The sequence below is a fragment of the Phocaeicola fibrisolvens genome, assembly GCF_025567125.1.
GTDB classification, from domain to species: Bacteria; Bacteroidota; Bacteroidia; order Bacteroidales; family Bacteroidaceae; genus Phocaeicola; species Phocaeicola fibrisolvens.
The window spans coordinates 17,081-35,379 of record NZ_JAOQJI010000007.1 but is presented as its reverse complement, the minus strand read 5'-3'; the positions used below and the strand labels follow the sequence as shown (position 1 = coordinate 35,379).

Genomic DNA, 18,299 nt, shown 5'->3' with positions numbered 1-18,299 from the left:
GATTTAAGGTTATCACAATTCGTTGGTTTATTGATTCTTGTGCATTTTTTCCACGTTCTCCGGCCTCAGGTACACCTTGAAGCGCAAGTAATTGCAGGCCGTTTTCACGAAGCGGATGTCCGTCAGCGATTCGAAGTACGGCACCATGTTCTGCACGGCCAGCCTCTTTTCCTCCTCGGTAAGCTTTTCCCATTCCGAGAGCGCCGCATACAAGTCGTACCCCTGCCGATCCAGCAGCGAGTAATACTGTTTCCAGAACTCATTGAAATCCGCCTGTTCCGACTCGCCTGTCGGTTTCTCTCGTCCGGTTGCCAGCACCTCGTAGAAGCACATCGTCACTTTCTGTCCCACTCCCGGCATCTGTTCCAGGACAATCACCCCCTCCTTGTGCAGCGTATGGAGGAACTCCCTCAGCGTATACACCTTCCATTTGAAGCGTTTGGCCAGGGCAGACGCCGTAAACGTCAGCTGCCCCCTTTTCAGCGGCCTCTTTCCCTTCCGGTTACAGAACGACGCTTTCATGTACAGATACAGATAAGCCTGAGCCTCTGTAAACGGTTTGTCCACACTGAACACCTCTTCCAGTAAATTTCTCGGTACCATCAGGTAGCCATTTTTTCCCACCTTCTTGAAGCTGAGAAAATCTTTCATTTCGCAACCCATTTCCTTCCTTTCTTTGTTTTAGGCACACAAAAATCCTATCCACAAAGGGGCCCTTTATGGATGTTTTCTTTGCATACAGGTTAATTACTCAGTTATTTTTTTCGAAACTCATTCACCTCCAACGAAGCTCTTGTCGATTTCGCACTGCAAATATTATGAAACATATTGAAATAAAAAAACATTTTTGCGATTTTTTTGTCGTAGTTTTTGCCCTATAGACAATGTGACATTTTGTCAGTCAATCAAGCCATACGACTTTTCGCCCACTATTTAAGGGTTTACTTAAGGGTTGCGCGCAAATTGGATGCTCATTTCCAGCGTGTTATGAAAAATTTAACAAATTTTACTTCAAACCTTTCTTAAGACCCTCGCGCGGCCATTAGTAGTATATATATATTTAATTAACTATACCCGTTAAAAAGGGGACTGTTTTTTGAAAAAAAAGCTCCACCCTCCGGCAGTTTCACGGTTCGCCCAGGAACTTCACGATGAGTTCCACTTCGCGTTTCAGAAAATACTTCCGGTATTTGTCGTAGCCCGCCTCCTGCAGAGCCTGATCCAGCTGGGTGCAGCGTTTGATCCACCGCCACAGGTTCATCAAGGCCCCTTTCTTGTCCGTGTACGGGAAATACAGGCAGGCCAGCTCGGTTTTCCGGTACATCCTCATCTGGAACGGCACGTCTTCACCGCACGCGGCCTTCGCCGTTCCCGTTTTCAAGTGCATACAATTCATGGTTTCTCTGTTTTGATTACGCTATAAATTTACTCATTTTCAGCTAGATAGACAAATTTTTCAGTCATTTTCTCACCGGTTTTCCGCATTATTTTTCACCCTCTGTCTGCCCGTGCCGCCCCTATCCGGCAGCCCGACTTCCAGAACGCTTCGACGTTTCACTTCAAACACTTCGACGTTTCACTTCAAACACTTCGACGTTTCATCTCAAACGCCTAAACGTTTTGGACAAAACGCTTCGGCGTTTCCCATAAAATGCTTCGGCGTTTACGTCCAAACGTCGAAGCGTTTTGGCCCATGTACTAACCGACAAGAAGGTTCAAGCATTTTTGTTACAAAAATGACAAATTTGTTCATTATCAACGGGAAATTGTTCCCTTTTCCGCAAAAAAACGGAATCACGTTGAATAAATCAAAAATAACCTTTAAATTCGCGCCGAATTACAAACATTTTTTCCGTTTACCAACCCCTATCCAAAGCGAGCCTCTCGTGGGACTGGTAACGGCGAAGCCTACCCGAAAGGGAAGTAATTCATTCTCAAATCGCTCAAAAAAAACAAAACCATAGAAACAAGATGAAGTTATACAAAGCAGTCTGCATGCTGACGTTGTCTGCCCTGCTGGTGAGCGGGTGTACGTCGTACAAGAAGGTACCGTATCTGCAAGATCCGGAAGTAGTGAACAATTACGGGAAAGAAATTCCTCTCTACGATGCGAAAATCATGCCCAAAGATATTCTGAGTATCACGGTAAATACCACAGACCCTGCGGCAGCTGCCCCATTCAACTTGACTATGCAAACTCAATACAATGTGTCATTAGGCAATTCCAATGTCTCATCACAACCAACTCTTCAACAATATTTGGTCAACAACCAAGGGGAAATTGACTTTCCAGTGCTGGGGCGTCTAAAAATAGAAGGACTTACCAAAAACCAAGCCGAAGACCTGATTCGTGAAAAACTGATTCCCTACCTGAAAGAGACTCCGGTTGTGACGGTACGCATGGTCAACTACAAAATTTCTGTGTTGGGAGAAGTCAACAAACCGGGGACATTCACTGTCACCAACGAAAAGGTAAACGTATTGGAAGCCTTGGCCATGGCCGGCGACATGACGGTGTATGGGGTACGCGACAATGTGAAACTGGTGCGTGAGGATGCCCATGGGAAGCGTCAGATTCAAACCCTTAACTTGAACGATGCCGATTTAGTGCTTTCCCCCTATTTCTATCTCCAGCAGAACGACATCCTTTACGTGACCCCCAACAAGACCAAGGCGCGCAACTCCGATATCGGCAACAGCACCACCATCTGGATCAGTGCCACTTCCATTTTGGTATCCATTGCCAGCCTGTTGGTCACTGTATTCAAATAAACTAACAAACCAAGAAGAGACTATAAAAACAAGAATCCATAAAAAACACTTATCCACGCTTACTATGAGTGACGAAAGATATGAAAACGGTTTCCAGCCGGAAGATGAAAAACCAGTAGATTACAAGGCACTGTTTTTTGAATACCTGATGTATTGGCCCTGGATTTTGGGCTGTGTCATCGTAATGGGCATCGCGATGTATGCCTACCTGCGCTATCAGGCTCCCGTGTACAATGTCAATGCCACCGTACTGATTAAACAGGGGGACCAGACCAAAAACCCGTCTGCTTCCCCCATGCAGGCCATGCAGGATTTGGGTATGCTCAGTATGGCCAGCAATTTCGATAATGAAGTAGAAATTCTGCGTTCCCGCACCCTTGTCAAGAAAGTCGTCAATAAATTGAACCTCTATATCAACTACCAAGAGGCACAGACTTTCCGCTATCCGGCCGACTTGTACAAAACTTCTCCAGTACAGGTATGGACTACTCCCGAAGAGGCTGACCGCCTCTTTGGCCCGGTGACCTTAGAAATGACCTGTACCCCCGATGGAAAAGTCAATGTGGAAGGCAGTTATTACCCGAATCGAAATGCTGACAAAGTGACCCTTCGCAAGCACTTTGACCAACTTCCAGGAGTACTGACCACCCCTGTGGGTGTCTTCACCCTTTCTGCGAACAGCGACTCTACTTTGGCCAAAATAGACCAAACGCGTACCATCACGGCTACTGTAGTCTCTCCTACCGCTGTAGCTTCCGCCTATACGGCCAGCCTGAGCAGTGAACCGACTTCCAAAACGACTACGATTGTTGCCCTTAACCTCCAGAACAGCAATCCACGCCGCGGCATCGACTTTATCAACATGCTGGTGGCCCTGTATAACGAAGATGCCAATAATGACAAAAACGAAGTAGCTGCCAAAACTGCCCAATTTATTGACGATCGTATCGGCATCATCAACCAAGAATTGGGCACCACGGAAAGCCAGCTGGCCAGTTTCAAGCAACAGGCCGGACTGACCGACTTAAGTTCCGATGCTCAGCTGGCGTTAAAGGAAAATTCAGCCTATCAACAGAAACAGGCTGAAAATGCCACCCAGCTCCGACTGGTCGCCTTCCTTAAAAGCTATATCAATGACCCGAAAAATGAGATGGAAGTGATTCCCGCCAATGTAGGACTGGCAGACCAAGGTCTGAGTGATTTAATTATCAAGTATAATGACCTATTGATTGAACGTAAGCGTCTGCTCCGCACTTCCAATGAAAGCAACCCAGCCGTTGTCCAATTGGATGCCGGTATTCGGGCCACGCGTGCCAATGTGCAGACGACCGTAGACAATGTAGAAAAAGGGTTGCTTATCACCCAATCCGATTTGGATCGCGAAGGCAAGAAGTATGCCACCCGTATCAGCAATGCACCTACCCAGGAAAAGGAATTGATGAGCATCACCCGCCAACAGGAAATCAAGGCCAGTCTGTATTTGCTGTTGCTGCAAAAGCGGGAAGAGAATGCCATTACCTTGGCTTCCACTGCCACCAACGGGCGTATCATAGAGGAAGCCATGGCTGGAAGTGCTCCCGTATCTCCCAACAAAAAGATGTTCTACCTGATTGCGTTCATATTGGGTATCGCAATCCCCGTGGGAGTTATTTATTTGCGCAACCTGCTTCGTTTCAAAATTGAAGGCCGCGCCGACGTAGAAAAAATTACCGATGTACCAGTAGTGGGTGACGTGCCCATGGTAGATACCAAAGGAAATCCAATTGTCGTCCACGAAAATCACAATGACTTGATGGAAGAGGTTTTCCGCTCCGTACGTACCAATATCCAGTACATGTTACAGGAAGGGCAAAAGGTGATTCTCTTCACTTCCACCAGTTCCGGTGAAGGAAAGAGTTTTACTGCCGGCAACCTAGCTTGCAGCTTTGCTTTCATGGGCAAAAAAACAGTAATTGTAGGTCTCGATATCCGTAAACCCGGTCTGAATAAAATATTCCAGATTTCCCATAAAGAAAAAGGCATCACTCAATATCTGGCCGATCCGGAACATACCGATTTACTTTCTTTGTGTCAGCCTTCTACGGTCTCATCCAACTTGTATATCCTTCCGGGAGGTACCGTTCCTCCAAACCCTACCGAACTGGTTGCCCGTAAGACACTTGACAAAGCCATTGAAATTCTGAAAGTAAACTTCGACTATGTAATTCTGGATACAGCCCCTATCGGTATGGTAACCGATACCCAGTTGATTGCCCGTGTAGCCGACCTGAGTGTATATATTTGCCGTGCCGGCTATACCCACAAAAGCCACTATGAACTCATCAACGAGCTGAAGAAAGACCATAAACTCCCGAACCTCTGTACATTGATTAACTGTATCGACATGAATCAGCGTAAAAATGGCTATTACTACGGCTACGGGAAGTATGGGAAATATGGCAAATACGGTTATGGAAAGAAATATGGCTATGGCTACGGTTATGGCTATGGATCTAAATAATGCTTTTGTAACAAATTTTAAATTAAACAATCGGAAATAATTTCTCGAACAAAAGTATGACTAATTCGGAAAATAAACGTTTAGCATTAAATACTGGTATTTTATATATCAAACTTATCCTCTCTATATTTATAGGCCTATATACGTCTAGAGTAATACTTCAAGTATTAGGAGCCAGTGATTATGGACTATATACTATTGTTGGAGGAATTGTTTCCATGATGAATTTCTTTGGGACCACAATGGTTTCAGTTACCTATCGCCATATAGTAGTCGAGTTCGGAAAAGGAAAGGAAGGAAATCCTAATAAGATATTTAATACTGTAATGGTTATACATATTGGATTGGTACTTTTCCTCGTTACTTTAGGTGAAACTTTAGGCATTTATTATATAAAGAATATAGCGAATATTGACTCATCCAAAATAAATGACGCTATATTTGTGCTCCATATGAGCATGCTTGCCACTTCTCTTAACATACTTAGTATACCCTACAATGGGTTGATAATTGCAAGAGAGAAATTTATTTTTACAGCTATTGTCGAAATTGGAAGATCGATATTGCAACTTATCCTAGTTATAACATTAACCTATTATTTAGGCAACCGACTTAGAGCTTACTCTACTATTGTAACTTTATATTCAGCACTTCTCCCAATTTGTCTTTTTATCTATTGCAGAATAAAAGATAAAGATATTATACGATGGAGTTTTAACAAGAAACGAACTGATTATATACAAATTTTACAATATGCATTTTGGATTATGTTAGGAGCAGTAGCGTCTATTGGACAAAACCAAGGTTCAAATATGATTATAAACTTATTTTTCAACACCATCATAAATGCAGCATTTGGAATTGGTTTTCAAATAAACAACTACGTAATGATGTTTGTACAAAGTCTTAATCAAGCTGCAGTTCCACAAATTATGAAAAATCAAGGAGGTAATAAAAATGCAAGATCATTAGCCATAGTATATAACATTTCTAAATATGCATTTTTCATTATGTTGATTCCAACAATTCCATTAATACTAAATATAGATATTGTATTAAAACTTTGGCTAAACAAAGCACCGACCTATACCAATATCTTTGCTATTCTTCTTCTCATAGGAGGATTAATAAAATGTATGGGAGTCGGATTTGATTCATATATTCAAGCAACAGGGAAAATACGTACATATCAAATCTTTTATAGTTGTGCTTACTTATTAGTACTTCCAGTTTCTTATTTTTTTTACAACATAGGAGCTCCTGCTTATACAATTATAATTTGTACCATAGCCGCAGTAATATCAATATTGGTTTTCCAGCTAATATATCTATCTAAAATTTCAACCTTTAAAATAAAAGAGTACATAAAACATACCACAAAACCATGCTTATTGGTCACATTTTTTTCAAGCCCATTAATTATTTTAAAAATGTTATGGTCTGACAATATCTATGGTTTTCTAGGCTTTTCCATCATGGCCATAATTTGGATAATAGCTATGATTGGAATTTTCGGTTTAAACAAAGAAGAGAAAAGTAAAATTTATTCCTTAATTAACAAAAAGATAAAACGATGAAGAAAGCATCTATTGATATTGCTGTATTACTCCTTTTTTTCGCTAGACCAGAGCAAACGTCTAAGGTCTTTGAGCAAATAAAAATAGCTCGCCCCTCAAAACTATTTTTATATCAAGATGGACCTCGTTTAAATAGGCCTGATGATATAAAAGGAATTAATGAATGTAGGGAGATTGTTGAAAATATAGACTGGGAATGTGAAGTATACCGTTGGTATCAAGAAAAAAATGTAGGATGCGACCCTTCTGAATATTTATCACAAAAATGGATGTTTGAGCACGTTGATAAAGGCATTATTCTTGAAGATGATGATGTCCCTTCCCAAAGTTTCTTTCCTTTCTGTAAAGAATTACTAGATAAATATGAAAACGACTCTAGAATCTGTATGATTTCTGGCATGAATCATATGGGAAAGGTAAACATAGACGCAGATTATTTTTTCTGCCGTAAACAAGGTCCAATATGGGGATGGGCAACATGGAAACGCTTCGTGGATATGTGGGACCCTCAATATAAGTTTTTGGAGAATAATGAATCTATTACATTATTGGAGAAAAGTGGGGACTTGACAGAAAAAAGATTGACTTCATATTACAAACATAAAGCAACAGGAAGAGAACACTACGAAGATTTTGTATCTAGCACACGAATCTTTAATTCAATGCTTGCGATTATTCCTTCTAAAAATCTTATTTCAAATATCGGTATATCTTCAGTATCTACACATTCTGTAGACAACTTAACAATGCTACCACCTAAAATCAGAAAATTATATTATCAGCCAACATATGAATACAAATTTCCTTTAAAACATCCTGAATATGTAATAAATAATATCATACTTTCTGAGGAAATTGATAAATCAATGTCATATGGTCCAAAAGAAAAACTATTCCTTCTAAAAAGAAGATTTGCAAAACTATTCAATCTTAAATAAATAAATTCTGTTACCAAATGGAAATTTGCAATAAACAAGATTGTACAGGGTGTCAAGCTTGTATGCAGGGTTGCCCAACTCATGCTATATCTATGCAAGAAAGTATAAAAGGTCATATATATCCTGTTATTGACTCAAACATCTGTATCAATTGTCACAAATGTATAAGAATTTGCCCTGTATTAAATAAAGTCAACAAATACCAACCTCTTAATATCTTAGCCGGATGGAATAATAACAAAAAAGAAAGGAAAGATAGCACAAGCGGAGGTGTTTCATATTTATTATCAAAAAAAATAATTGAAGAAGGTGGATACTTTTGTGGATCAATATGGGAAAGCACTGGCGCAAAACATATTGTTACGAACGATATAAACAAAATATCTCTTTTTCAAGGAAGTAAATATACTCATAGCAATATTAATAATTGTTTTATAAAAATTCAACAATTACTTAAGAACAGCCAAATAGTACTTTTTTCAGGTACACCTTGCCAAGTTGCGGGACTAAAGTCCTATTTAAAACAAGATTTCAATAATTTATATACCTTAGATATTGTCTGTCATGGCGTTCCATCACATAAAGCTCTTTCAGATCGTATTAAATACATAGAAAAGAAATATAACAAAAAAATAAAAGAAATCCGTTTTAGAGACAAGAACCCTGATCAATACCATACGTGTATGAAGTATATCTTTTCAGATGATAGCTATACAAAATGTTCTGTCTATGAAGATTCCTATTTTTGTGGTTTTGTTGACAATTATCTATTAAGAGAAAACTGTTTTCATTGTAAATATGCGACTAGAGAAAGAGTCTCAGATATAACGTTAGCAGATTATTGGGGGTATTCGCCATATAACTTTAAATTTAAATCATACCAAAAAGGCACTTCTTTTATTTCCATAAATACAGCTAAAGGACAAAACTTATACTCAAAAATTCAGCATCAGCTGATAGCAGAACCTAGAACCTTTGAAGATGCGGCCAAAGGAAATAAAAACTTACACAACCCACAAACACGTCCAATCAATTATGATAAATTTTGGGACTCATACACCCAAGGAGCAAATTTTGAAGAATTAGCTCTTTGTTACTTTCCGCCTAAAAAAATACAATCTACTACAAATACAACAATTCGCAATTATATAAAAATGTTACTACCTAATTTTATCACAACATATATAAAAAAGAAAAAGTTATGAATAAAAAACTAAAAATGAAAATTAGAAAAACATTTGGATGGCTATATAGTCCGATATTAGCTTACTTTCGCAATAAAGCAAAAATTAAAAAGATATACAACGATACAAATGCAATAATTAAAAGATTACAAAACCTTGACGAAGAAACACAACGAATCTTTTATCTGGGAATTACGGCACATTCAAATTTGGGTGATATGGCTCAACATTATTGTATTTGCCGTTGGATTCAGCAAAATTATCCAAATGCAAATTTAATTAAGATAGAATCTGATACAGTCGTATTTCCTAACTACAATTTTTTGTCTATTTTAAAAAAGTACTATCGAGATAATGATATAATTATCTTCCAAAGCGGATATACAACTCAAGATTTAGGAGGAAATCATGAACTAATGCACCGCTTAGTTATTGATGCAATCCCCTATGCACATATATTAATGATGCCACAAACCATATTTTTTAAGCATGAAGAAAACAGATTACGCACTAGTAAATGCTATAACCAAGCTAAAAATATGTTATTCTTGGCCCGAGATATGGTTTCATATGAACAAGCAAAAGAAATGTTTCCAGATATTACTGTCAAGCCATTTCCCGACATTGTGACATCCCTTATTGGAACCTTAAATTTCAATCATACAAGAAATGGTGTCTGTGTATGTGTACGAGATGATAGTGAGAAATTTTATAATGAAATAGAAATCAAAAAATTATGTAAAGATATAAGCAGATATGCTAGCGTTACCATAACCGACACAACTATTAATGAAAATTATTTAGAAATCCGTAATAACTTGCAAAAATATATTGAAAATGCTATTGAGAAATTCTCACGCTACAATGTCATTATAACTGACCGTTATCACGGTACTATATTTTCTTTAGCTGCGGGAACTCCAGTAATTATCATAAAAAGTAATGACCACAAAGTAGTAACTGGCGCAGATTGGTTTAAAGGTATATACGATGATTATGTATTTGTTGCAAAAGATTTAAATGAGGCAAAAGATTTATGTATAAAACTTTTAAATACTCAATTATCCCATAAAATGAAACCATATTTTAGCGAACATTATTACGAAAAACTTAAAGAAATTTTTAGTAATTTATAAATCGACATAAACAGTTTTTATGTTTTATTTTATACTAATTCTTATTATTGGATTATCATATTTAGCATTTAAGTCTAAAGAAAAAAAACTTTATTATGCCTCTATCTTTCTTATTTTTTTTCTTTTTGCATTTGATTATGGCAACTCCAATGATTATTGGGTATATGTTTCAAGATTTTATGTAGCAAATGGAGAAACAGACCATCCGTTTGTTCTAAAGTTTATAGAAAATGAAAAAATTGAACCTATATACGAGCTTATCATGATATTATGTAAACCTATTGGCTTCTTTGGATTTTGCATATTATTAAGTTGCTTTGAAATTTATATACTCAATAAATTAATAAAAGTAAGTATTCCCATTAAATACTTGTGGTTTTTCTATTCAATACTCATGCTAATACCATTATATGGCTTACTCATTTTAAATAGTAAAAGACAAGCGTTAGCTATTATGCTGATTCTAATGGGGATTTTAATCCTATATAATAATTCAAATAACAATATTGTAAACAAAAAAAATATATTTCTATTTTTACTAATCATAATAATAGCTGGGAATATACATTTTTCAGCATATATTGGTATATTTTACCTATTAATAATTTATTTCAAACCTAATAAAATCAATAAAACTATAGCAACAGCCATCATTTTACTTTTCATTCTTTCATATCAACTAAAAATCGATACAAATAGTTTATTATTTCTTTTAGAGGAAAATACTAAATACACTCAATATCTCACAGAAATAGGTGAATCTTATAATGTATCTATTTTTTATTTTGCGTATGATTGTTTGTGTCTTATATTAATTTTATACTATTACAACAAGTTTAATGATATTGAAAAGACTTTCAGTATTGCATACATATTCTCACAAACATCAAGTCATTTCTTAATTAATACAGCAATGAGATTAATGTTGCCTTTCAGTATTTTAACACCTTTTGTATTGACTTTCATTCTTAAATATATAAAAAAAAGAGAGATAAAAACAATCTACGTCATATGGTCACTACTAATAGCATTTCGATGGTTTTATAATACAATGTCAACTGAAAGTTATTATAGTAATTGGAATGATATGCACACAATATTTACGGCTCCATATTGGCTTTAAAATATAAATGAATATGAAAATATTATGGTTCTGCAATACTCCATGTTGCGCATTAGAAAAAATTAGTACCCAAAAAGGGGTTAGTGGAGGTTGGTTAAATACTTTATCTAAAGAATTATCACAAAAGAACGACATTGAGTTGCATATTGCTTTTTATTGGAATCAAGATATCCTTCCATTTGAATATAAAAAGATTCAATATTATCCAATATATAAGAATAACAGCAAAAATAAGCTTACACGTTGGATGCAAAGGCTACAAAATACTATGTCCTTTTCTAATAATAATAATGTACAACCACTACTAAAAATCATAAATGACATAAAACCAGATTTAATCCACATACATGGAACGGAAGAAGACTTTGGATTAATATCACTTTATATTAATACTACTCCTATCGTACTATCTATACAAGGATTTTTGTCATCAATACATGCAAAACTATTTTCTGGTATTCCACAAACTAAAGTATCCAAATATGAAACATTCTTTTCGAAGATAAATTTAACAGGAAGCACATCAATAAATCATCTGATGCGATATAAATGTATCCGAGAAAAACAAATATTAAGACACATGAACTATATCATTGGTCGTACAGACTTTGATAAATATTGCTCCCTAATTTATAATCCTAATCGCGTCTATTTAAAAGTTAATGAAATAATGAGAGAAATATTTTTCCAAGTTCAATGGAATAAAAACTCTTTTTCAGAAACCTTCACAATTACAACAACAATAAGCAATGGTTTATATAAAGGGTTAGAAACTATATATCTAACCGCCTCATTACTTAAACAAAATAATATGAATTTTAAATGGCAAATTATTGGATTACAAAGCCATAACAAAGACGTAATTCTAACTGAAAAATACACAAAACTCAAAGCAAATAATTTAAATATAGAATATCTTGGAAGGCAAGAAGCTAAATCAATTTCCACTATTTTACAACAATCCGACTTATACTGTCAAACAAGCCATATTGAAAATAGCCCTAATAGTACCTGTGAAGCTATGCTTTTAGGCATGCCCATTATTGCTTCATTTGCGGGTGGAACATCTTCATTAATAACCAATAATACAACTGGAATTTTAGTACAAGATGGAGATCCTTATGTATTAGGAGGAGCCATATTACATATATCTAAATCATTTGAGTTTGCTAAACAATTAGGCCAAGAAGCACGTAAATATGCGTTAAACAATTTCTCTCCCAAATATGTGATAGAACAAATTTTAGCTGCATATTATAAAATATATAATAATTCAAAAGATAAATCAATATGATTATAAGATATTTACATCCTCATTATATAAGTATTCTGTTCATTAAGATAAGTAGTTTTTATTGGCTTTTAATTAATAAAATTTCCATACTATGGTGGCACGTTAGCATAAAAAGGAATTGCAAATTTAGAGGAAAAACAAAGTTTAGACTCTTACCCAACACTTCTATCACAATTGGATCTAATTGCTCATTCAACTCATCACATAATTCAAATCTTATTGGTGTATACACACCATGTATGTTCTCAACAATAGAAAAAGGAGCACAAATAGATATTGGAGATAAATGCGGATTTTCAGGAACTGTTATTGCATCTGCTCTATATATAAAATTAGGAAATAATGTTAGATGCGGAGCTAATACACTAATTACAGACTCGGATTGGCATACAGATGACTATAGAACTGGAGCTAATAAACCTGTCATTATAGAAAATAACGTATGGTTGGGATATGGAGTAAAAGTATTAAAAGGTGTCCATATAGGCGAGAATAGCTTAATAGGAGCTGGCAGTATAGTAACTAAGGATATACCTGCAAATGTAATTGCAGCAGGGAATCCATGTAAAATCATAAAAACAATAAAATGAATATTATATTAATTGTATCAGAAGGATATCCTTTACATTTTTCTGCAAATAATTCAAAAGCTGAATTTATTGCAAGAGGATTAAAAGAACATGGATGTAATGTCACAATGATAGATAATCCATTTGGCACTAAAGGTATTGATAAAGAAATTGTTGGAGTTTCAGAAACAGGAATCAATTATTATATTTTTCCACGAAAGGGAAAATTATCGACCATATTAAAAAATATTCCTAAAATATGGCAGATTCTAAAAGAAAAGAAACAAGAAAAAAATAATTTTGTAATACTGGGAATGACACTATACCCTGTTTATATTATACTAGCATTAATATGTACAATATTAGGATATAAAAAAACGGCTTTATTTCATGAATGGCATATAGGTTGCAAACAACCTAATTTTGCTTATAAAATAGAAGCATGGCTAAAAGACAAGACATTTGGTTTCTTCTTAGACGGAATTTTTCCAATCAGTCATTTTCTTCAGGATAAAGCAAAAATATTTAACAAGCCACAATTGTTATTGCCTATAATGGCATCTTACAATCGAAAAAGATATCCTTATAAGGACAACAATTGTTTTACATTTTGTGGACATGCCGAATACTTAATAAGAAATCAAATCCTACTGAATGCTTTTAAAAAAGTAGTAGAAGAGAATTCCACAGCACACTTAATTTTAGTATTGTTTGGCAACAAAAAACAAATGGATACGATGTATCAACTTATTAAAAATATAAATATAAAAAATATAGAAATAAAAACCCAAATACCCCAAGAAGAGCTCTACAGAATATATGATGAGTCATTAGGTCTATTAATACCTTTAGATCCAAATAGCTTACAAGATAAAGCTCGATTTTCGCAAAAAATTGCAGAATATGTAGGTTCTAAAAGACCATTAATCACCAATAATGTTGGAGAAATATCACATTATTTTATTCATCAAGAAACTGCAGAAATTATATCATACGATGTAAATGGATTCTATAAAGGGATGAAAGAACTAATTAATAATCACTCATTAGCAGATAAAATAGGAGAAAAAGGATTTGAGGTCGGAGAAAAATATTTTAATTATAAGACAATTAGTGATAGTATACAATCATTCCTTAAGACTATATAAGTATGGTATTTCAAACTTATCAGAATCTATATAAAATAAACAATAATTTATGCCAGCAATGTGGTTCATGCATTGCAATATGTCCACAGAAAGCAATTAAATTTGAAATTGCAAATAATGGATTAATGACCTTAAACATTCTAGAAGAAAAATGCATCAAATGTGGTAGATGTAAACAAATATGTCCAGCTAATAAAGACACATCATTAATCGATATCAAAGAATATTGCAAACAAAAACAATATTATTTAGGATACAACAAAAATAACGAAATACGAATAAATTCCTCTTCTGGGGGCGTTGCTCGTACTATTATCATAGAAGGATTAAAAAATGGTATATTCGATGGAGTCTATACTCTAAGAAAAACAAATGAATACCCTTTTGCTGAAGGTTTTTTTTATACCAAGAATACTATACCTAGCTATAATGACTTACCTAATTCTATTTATCATTCAGTCCCACTCAATCTAAAAATGCGGGAAATAACTAAATGTGATAAAATACTAATTGTTGGAACAACTTGCCAATTACTTCCTTTAAGTCAATATTTAAAAAATAAATGCAAGAAACTCTATACCCTATGTATCTTTTGTAAACAGCAGAAATCTTTTGAGTCTACAAAATTTATAGCCAAATTAGCAGGAATCAACTTAAAAAATATCAATGACATAGAATCCTTTTCATATAGAGGAAATGGATGGCCAGGATATTGCGCCTTCAACCAAAAAAAAATTGCTTGGGAAAAAGCAGCTTTAATGCCATTCGGGAAAAAACTATGGATGGTACCAGGATGTAATATCTGTGGAAACCCTTTCGGTATTGACGTAGATATAACAGTATTAGATCCATGGAATATAGAAAAAAATAATGCAGGGAAAAATCTAATTATTATTCATACAGAAAAGGGAAAAGAAGTCATAAATCAAACGCCAAATCTAATTTTAGAAAAAAAACAAATCATTGACATTGAAAAATCATTGATGTACGATGATATTATTAAAAAGAACAAGCTTATTCCTTATTTCAAAGGACGTACAAATGACACACAATTAATATTAACAGGAAAATCTGTTGAAAAGCAAAGACGTTATTTACAACTTTTTTTAACGCTATCCCCAAAACTTCCATTTATAATCTATAAAATTCTTAGTAGACTAATTAAAGATAAAAGATAAATATGAAGATTACTATTGCAGAAGCGGGTTCTGCCGCAAATATTGGATCAATGGCCTTAATTGAAAACGCAATTAAAATAGCAAAGAGAATCGATAATAATTGTTCCATCAATCTTTTAACAAATGATTATGAACGTGTCAACAAATCAATAAAAGCATTAGAAAATTCTAATTCTATAAATACAACAAATGACCTGTTCATTTTCCCTGAGGGAACCACTATCCACAAAATTTGCTGGACTATAAGTACAATTATTTGGATTCTTATCGTCAGATTTCTTTTATTTTTTACAACAAAGCCATACAATCTTTTATGGGGTAGAAGGGCTAAACTATTAAAAGAAATATCTCAATCTGATTACATTTTATGTATTGGAGCCGAAAGAATCAATGATGTCTATTACAAAACAGCTTATTTATCTCTAGAAGCATTAGATATATACGAAAAAATGGGTATGAAGTTAATACATTTTTCTTTAACTATAGGTCCCGTCTTCTATAAGAGCACAATAAAAAAAGCAAAAAAAGTTTTAGATAGATCTTTTGCTATCTTCGTAAGAGATAATAAATCGTTCAATCTGTTATCTCAGTTAAACATAACAAAACCTCATATATTTAACTCTTATGACATAGCAATATTACAAGAAAAATTAGAAGAAAAGAATAATTTATTTACAAGAATAGGGATAAATAATGATGAATACGTCTGCGTTTCTGTTATAGATTGGCTATTTAGAAAAGCAAAAGGACCTGTAAGGCAGGATGGATACAACAAAGCTATTGCAGAAACCTTGGATTATATCATCGAAAAATACAATACAAGTATAGTTTTCACTCCAACTGTTGTTGGCATATATAAAGTTGATGATGTTACAGCAGGAAAACATATTATAGAGCTAATGAGAAACAAAAATCGAGTAATAGAAATAGAAGAATTATTAACTCCTAAAGAACTAGCTTATGTATTTTCAAAATCTAAATTTAGTATTGTCACAAGAATGCATGCTGCCATACTATGTTCTGCTGCAGGACGAAAACCAATTATTGCGATAAACTATCTCTATAAGTTACGAGAATATATGAAGAATATTGGATTTGAAGATTATTCCATTGACATAGATTATACTAATGCTGAGAGTTTAATATCATTTGTAGACAAAATGTTTGCTAATTATAGTCAAAATCTTATTAAACTTAATAACCAAATAGATAAAATGCAAACAATATTGCAAGAAAATATCAATAGTATTATTAATGAAGAAAAAAAATGATACAATCAAAACAAGATTTAAACTACTACCTCACAGAAGATTTAAAACGGTTTAACAACAAAAAACCGACACTGAAAGATTGGATATTGCACAATGAGGTATGGTTCATTTATGCATACATAAGACACTTAAGATATGTGGAATATTATAAAAACACAAAAAGTTCTAAAATTTTATTTCTCTATCATTGGTTTAAATATAAACGTTTAGGTTTTAAACTTAGATTTACAATTTATCCTAATACGATAGGACCTGGATTAAGAATATATCATACAGGAGATTTTATCCACGTAAAATCTACATGTACAATAGGCAAGAACTGTACATTATTGCCTGGAGTCGTTTTTGGGAATAAATATGAAAATGAAGACAAGAGTATTGTTACCGTTGGGGATAATTGCTACTTTGGATTAGGAGTTAAAATTTTTGGTTCAGTAAAAATTGGTAATAATGTTACGATTGGAGCGAATTCAGTTGTAACAAAAGATATACCTGATAATGCTATTGTAGGTGGAGTTCCTGCAAAATTAATAAGAATCAAAGAATAAAAAGATATGAATAAAGTCTTAATTATTGCAACCTCACACAAAACAAGAGGTGGAATCACTTCCGTTATAAAAGCTCACCAAAAAGGTGAGCAATGGAAAGAATTTCATTGTAAATGGATTGAAACTCATATTGACAAAAGTAGTATTTTCAAATTATTCTATTTCTGCAAAGGATGGATTCAATTTGTACTGAATCTTCCGTTTTATGATATCGTACACATTCATACAAGTGAACCTCCATCAGCTATTCGAAAATGTCTTTTTATGTGGTGGTCTAAACTATGGAAAAAGAAAGTTATTGTACATTTTCATGCATTCTCTCCTGAGACGACTATCAATGGAAAATATCAAAAAGTATACAAATATCTTTTCAGCCATGCGGATAAAGTAATTGTATTATCACAATTATGGAAAAAATACGTAAATGACACTTTTCATTTAGGAGATAAAATACAAGTCATTTATAATCCTTGTACGACTGAAATTCTCCCAGAAAAATACACAAAACAGCATATCATATTATATGCTGGTACTGTAAACAAAAGAAAGGGATATGCTGACATGATTAAAGCCTTTGCTAAAATAGCATCTCAATATCCTGACTGGAAAATTGTTTTTGCCGGAAATGGAGAAATTGATAACGGAAAAAAACTAGCAAAAGAACTAGGAATTGAATCACAGGCACAATTTTTGGGATGGATAAATGGAAAAGATAAAGACAAAGCTTTCAAAGAAGCATCTATTTTTTGTTTGCCCAGCTATGCAGAGGGCTTTCCAATGGCCGTACTAGATGCTTGGGCATACGGCTTGCCTGTTATTACCACTCCAGTAGGGGGAATTCCTGACATTGCAAAAGATGGAGAAAATCTTCTACTTTTTCAACCAGGAGATTGCGATAAACTTGCTATTCAAATGGAACGCCTGATGACAGATGAAACATTAAGAAATCATCTTATTGAACAATCTATCATACTTTCCCAAACAACTTTCAATATTGATACCATCAATAAAGAAATAGAAACCCTTTACAAAGGAATAAATCCAAATAAATAAACACAAAA

Annotated in this window: 16 protein-coding genes; 14 read left to right on the top strand and 2 right to left on the bottom strand. The window is 34.3% G+C overall.

Features of this window, described 5'->3' with window-relative positions; genetic code table 11:
• Nucleotides 1-27: 27 nt before the first annotated feature.
• Together OCV81_RS04585 and OCV81_RS04580 are read right to left on the bottom strand one after the other, a co-directional pair.
• Entirely contained in the window at nucleotides 28-651 is a 624-nt protein-coding gene (locus OCV81_RS04585) for a hypothetical protein (RefSeq protein ID WP_148328796.1), read from the bottom strand.
• A 475-nt stretch (nucleotides 652-1,126) separates the two neighbouring features.
• Nucleotides 1,127-1,396 (bottom strand): DUF4248 domain-containing protein, encoded by a 270-nt coding sequence (locus OCV81_RS04580; protein WP_148328794.1) that lies wholly within the window; start codon nucleotides 1,394-1,396, stop codon nucleotides 1,127-1,129.
• Between the two features lie 575 nt (nucleotides 1,397-1,971).
• On the opposite strand from OCV81_RS04580, the gene OCV81_RS04575 reads away from it, so the two are divergent.
• The 14 genes from OCV81_RS04575 to OCV81_RS04510 all read left to right on the top strand — a co-directional run bounded on the left by OCV81_RS04575 (nucleotide 1,972) and on the right by OCV81_RS04510 (nucleotide 18,291).
• The gene (locus tag OCV81_RS04575) at nucleotides 1,972-2,772 is read left to right on the top strand and encodes a polysaccharide biosynthesis/export family protein (protein WP_148328792.1); all 801 of its coding nucleotides are present in this window, start codon (nucleotides 1,972-1,974) and stop codon (nucleotides 2,770-2,772) included.
• Between the two features lie 64 nt (nucleotides 2,773-2,836).
• Entirely contained in the window at nucleotides 2,837-5,272 is a 2,436-nt protein-coding gene (locus OCV81_RS04570; protein WP_148328790.1) for a GumC family protein, read from the top strand.
• 56 nt (nucleotides 5,273-5,328) lie between these two features.
• Entirely contained in the window at nucleotides 5,329-6,849 is a 1,521-nt protein-coding gene (locus tag OCV81_RS04565; protein WP_148328788.1) for a lipopolysaccharide biosynthesis protein, read from the top strand.
• Nucleotides 6,846-7,787: a hemolysin activation protein gene (locus OCV81_RS04560; protein WP_148328786.1), complete on the top strand. Its 942-nt coding sequence runs from the start codon at nucleotides 6,846-6,848 to the stop codon at nucleotides 7,785-7,787. Before OCV81_RS04565 ends, OCV81_RS04560 begins: the two co-directional genes overlap by 4 nt.
• 17 nt (nucleotides 7,788-7,804) lie before the next feature.
• Nucleotides 7,805-8,992: a Coenzyme F420 hydrogenase/dehydrogenase, beta subunit C-terminal domain gene (locus OCV81_RS04555; protein WP_148328784.1), complete on the top strand. Its 1,188-nt coding sequence runs from the start codon at nucleotides 7,805-7,807 to the stop codon at nucleotides 8,990-8,992.
• The gene (locus OCV81_RS04550) at nucleotides 8,989-10,107 is read left to right on the top strand and encodes a polysaccharide pyruvyl transferase family protein (protein WP_148328782.1); all 1,119 of its coding nucleotides are present in this window, start codon (nucleotides 8,989-8,991) and stop codon (nucleotides 10,105-10,107) included. Before OCV81_RS04555 ends, OCV81_RS04550 begins: the two co-directional genes overlap by 4 nt.
• A 19-nt stretch (nucleotides 10,108-10,126) precedes the next feature.
• Nucleotides 10,127-11,230, top strand: a complete 1,104-nt coding sequence (locus tag OCV81_RS04545; protein ID WP_148328780.1) for an EpsG family protein — start codon at nucleotides 10,127-10,129, stop codon at nucleotides 11,228-11,230.
• A 13-nt stretch (nucleotides 11,231-11,243) separates the two neighbouring features.
• The gene (locus tag OCV81_RS04540; protein ID WP_262640115.1) at nucleotides 11,244-12,524 is read left to right on the top strand and encodes a glycosyltransferase family 4 protein; all 1,281 of its coding nucleotides are present in this window, start codon (nucleotides 11,244-11,246) and stop codon (nucleotides 12,522-12,524) included.
• Nucleotides 12,521-13,114 (top strand): acyltransferase, encoded by a 594-nt coding sequence (locus tag OCV81_RS04535; RefSeq protein WP_148328776.1) that lies wholly within the window; start codon nucleotides 12,521-12,523, stop codon nucleotides 13,112-13,114. The genes OCV81_RS04540 and OCV81_RS04535 overlap by 4 nt, the downstream gene beginning before the upstream one ends.
• Nucleotides 13,111-14,241: a glycosyltransferase gene (locus OCV81_RS04530; protein ID WP_148328774.1), complete on the top strand. Its 1,131-nt coding sequence runs from the start codon at nucleotides 13,111-13,113 to the stop codon at nucleotides 14,239-14,241. Before OCV81_RS04535 ends, OCV81_RS04530 begins: the two co-directional genes overlap by 4 nt.
• Before the next feature lie 2 nt (nucleotides 14,242-14,243).
• Nucleotides 14,244-15,419 carry a Coenzyme F420 hydrogenase/dehydrogenase, beta subunit C-terminal domain gene (locus tag OCV81_RS04525; protein WP_148328772.1) on the top strand — a complete coding sequence of 392 codons (1,176 nt, stop codon included), beginning with the start codon at nucleotides 14,244-14,246 and terminating at the stop codon, nucleotides 15,417-15,419.
• Between the two features lie 2 nt (nucleotides 15,420-15,421).
• The gene (locus tag OCV81_RS04520; protein WP_148328770.1) at nucleotides 15,422-16,690 is read left to right on the top strand and encodes a polysaccharide pyruvyl transferase family protein; all 1,269 of its coding nucleotides are present in this window, start codon (nucleotides 15,422-15,424) and stop codon (nucleotides 16,688-16,690) included.
• Nucleotides 16,687-17,238, top strand: coding sequence for a serine O-acetyltransferase (locus OCV81_RS04515; RefSeq protein WP_148328768.1), 552 nt, complete (start codon nucleotides 16,687-16,689; stop codon nucleotides 17,236-17,238). Before OCV81_RS04520 ends, OCV81_RS04515 begins: the two co-directional genes overlap by 4 nt.
• Before the next feature lie 6 nt (nucleotides 17,239-17,244).
• Nucleotides 17,245-18,291: a glycosyltransferase family 4 protein gene (locus tag OCV81_RS04510; protein WP_148328766.1), complete on the top strand. Its 1,047-nt coding sequence runs from the start codon at nucleotides 17,245-17,247 to the stop codon at nucleotides 18,289-18,291.
• Nucleotides 18,292-18,299 lie beyond the last annotated feature (8 nt).